Below are 3,261 nucleotides of genomic sequence, written 5' to 3' on the forward strand. Positions count from 1 at the left end.
AAAGAGTTCATTGACATATTGAGAAGTAGAAGAGAATAGAGTAGAATCGCGCAAGCGAATTAAGGGCGCATGGGGGATACCTAGGCTCTCAGAGGCGATGAAGGACGTGATAAGCTGCGAAAAGCTACGGGGACTGGCACATACAGATTGATCCGTAGATATCCGAATGGGGCAACCCAATCAGGTGAAGCCTGATTATCCTATATGGAGGCAAACGCGGGGAACTGAAACATCTAAGTACCCGCAGGAGAAGAAAATAACAATGATTCCGCAAGTAGTGGCGAGCGAACGCGGAAGAGCCCAAACCATTCTGGTTACGGCCAGAGTGGGGTTGTAGGACTCACCGAGTGGGTGAAAGTTGAACTGGAAATATCTGGGAAGGTATATCGTAGAGGGTGAGAATCCCGTACAGGCAAGACGATCATCTGAGTGAGTATCCTGAGTAGGTGGGGACCGGAGAAATCCCCTCTGAATCCGGCGGCACCATCCGCCAAGGCTAAATACTCCTGAGAGACCGATAGTGAACGAGTACCGTGAGGGAAAGGTGAAAAGTACCGCGAGCAGCGGGGTGAAATAGAACTTGAAACCATGCGCTTACAAGCGGTCGGAGCCTACGGGTGACGGCGTGCCTTTTGCATAATGAGCCTACGAGTTACGGTTACTGGCCAGGTTAATGTATTTGAATACAGGAGCCGAAGCGAAAGCGAGTCTTAATAGGGCGTCTAGTCAGTGGCCGTAGACGCGAAACTTTGTGATCTACCCTTGGTCAGGTTGAAGCGCTGGTAACACATCGTGGAGGACCGAACCGGTAAACGTTGAAAAGTTTTCGGATGAACTGAGGGTAGGGGTGAAAGGCCAATCAAACTGAGAAATAGCTCGTACTCCCCGAAATGTTTTTAGGAACAGCGTCGTGGTTGAGTCATAGTCAGGTAGAGCTACTGATAGGACTAGGGGGAGTCAAATCCTACCAAATTCTGACAAACTCCGAATGGGCTATGATATACACGGCAGTGAGGGCTGGGGTGCTAAGGTCCCAGTCCGAGAGGGGAACAACCCAGAGCATCAGCTAAGGTCCCAAAATATATGCTAAGTTGAACTAAGGGGGTCCGACTGCAGAGACAGCCAGGATGTTAGCTTGGAAGCAGCTATACATTTAAAGAGTGCGTAACAGCTCACTGGTCGAGCGGGGCGGGCATCGATAATAAACGGGCATCAAGCATATTACCGAAGCTATGCGATAGTAGTAATACTTATCGGTAGGGGAGCATTCTCACAGGGGTGAAGTTGTAGCGTGAGCTATGGTGGACTGGTGAGAAAAGCAAATGTAGGCATAAGTAACGATAATGCGGATGAGAAATCCGCACACCGAAAGACTAAGGATTCCTCCGCTATGCTAATCAACGGAGGGTTAGGCGGGGCCTAAGGATCAGCCGAAGGGCGACATCCGATGGACAGCAGGTTAATATTCCTGCCCTTGCAATGAGTGTGAAGGAGTGACGGAGACTCGTGGTATGTAGGTACTGACGGAATAGTGCGTTGAGCGGCGTCTACGGACAAAGCGAACATACGAAGAGACTTCCAAGAAAAGCTTCTGAAACATCAGCTTATTGCAACTCGTACCGTAAACCGACACAGGTAGTCGAGAAGAATATTCTAAGGTGCTCGAGTGAATCACGGCTAAGGAACTCGGCAAATTAACCCTGTAACTTCGGGAGAAGGGGAGCCTCCTCTGCAAAGAGAGGCCGCAGAGAAATGGCCCAGGCGACTGTTTAGCAAAAACACAGGGCTCTGCCAAAACGCAAGTTGACGTATAGGGCCTGACACCTGCCCGGTGCTGGAAGGTTAAGAGGGGATGTCATCGCAAGAGAAGCATTGAATCGAAGCCCCAGTAAACGGCGGCCGTAACTATAACGGTCCTAAGGTAGCGAAATTCCTTGTCGGGTAAGTTCCGACCTGCACGAATGGTGTAACGATCTGGGCACTGTCTCGGCCGTGAGCTCGGTGAAATTGTAGTAGCGGTGAAGATGCCGCTTACCCGCCACGGGACGGAAAGACCCCGTGCACCTTTACTATAGCTTTGCATTGTTTTCGGGTCAGGGATGTGTAGGATAGGTGGGAGGCTGTGAGCCGGTGTCGCTAGGCATCGGGGAGCCAACGTTGAAATACCACCCTTCGCTGGCCTGGGATCTAACTTGACTGAGTCAAGGACCGTGCATGGTGGGTAGTTTGACTGGGGTGGTCGCCTCCAAAAGTGTAACGGAGGCTTCCAAAGGTCTGCTCAACACGCTTGGTAACCGTGTGTGGAGTGCAATAGTACAAGCAGGCTTGACTGTAAGACCGACGGGTCGAACAGGTGGGAAACCAGGGTATAGTGATCCGGTGGTTCTGTATGGAAGGGCCATCGCTCAAAGGATAAAAGGTACGCCGGGGATAACAGGCTGATCTCCCCCAAGAGCTCACATCGACGGGGAGGTTTGGCACCTCGATGTCGGCTCGTCACATCCTGGGGCTGGAGAAGGTCCCAAGGGTTCGGCTGTTCGCCGATTAAAGTGGCACGCGAGCTGGGTTCAGAACGTCGTGAGACAGTTCGGTCCCTATCTGTGGTGGGCGTAGGAAGATTGACGGGGGCTGACCTTAGTACGAGAGGACCGGGTTGGACCCACCGCTGGTGAGCCGGTTGTTACGCCAGTAGCATGGCCGGGTAGCTACGTGGGGAATAGATAAGCGCTGAAAGCATCTAAGTGCGAAACTAGCCTGAAGATGAATCTTCCACATAAGGGTCGTTGTAGACTACGACGTTGATAGGCTGCAGGTATACGTGTAGAAATACATTCAGCTGAGCAGTACTAATTACCCAATAGCTTGCACACTTTCTTTCAACCGAAAGAATTTATTTACAACTAATCTCTTCTACTTCCAATATGACATGAAAAAAGGAGAATGGACAAACGGACGACGGAAAAAGGGACGCGCAAGCAAAACCTTCCTCCTCTCTCCCTTTCCCCCTTCCTCCTTCACTCAAAGAGCTTGTTGGTGACTATTGGAATGGTTCGGAGCGACGTTCGCTTCACCTTTTTCCACTAATCACGAAAACCAACACAGAGCTTGTTGGTGACTATTGGCCTGGTGTTCACCTCTTCCCATCCCGAACAGAGAAGTTAAGCCCAGAACCGCCGATGATACTTGGATCAAACCTGGTAAAGTAGGTAGTCGCCACAATACCATTACAAAAAGACCATCTCAAAAGGATGGTCTTTTTTT

At 50.7% G+C, this 3,261-nt stretch carries 2 rRNA genes; both read left to right on the forward strand.

What is annotated here, in order from left to right:
* Positions 1 to 48: 48 nt before the first annotated feature.
* Positions 49 to 2,870, forward strand: a 23S ribosomal RNA gene (locus AC1XUD_RS26445).
* Between the two features lie 237 nt (positions 2,871 to 3,107).
* Positions 3,108 to 3,219 (forward strand): 5S ribosomal RNA (gene rrf / locus AC1XUD_RS26450).
* Positions 3,220 to 3,261: the final 42 nt, after the last annotated feature.

This window comes from Dyadobacter sp. HNCC25DJ184, assembly GCF_056895215.1.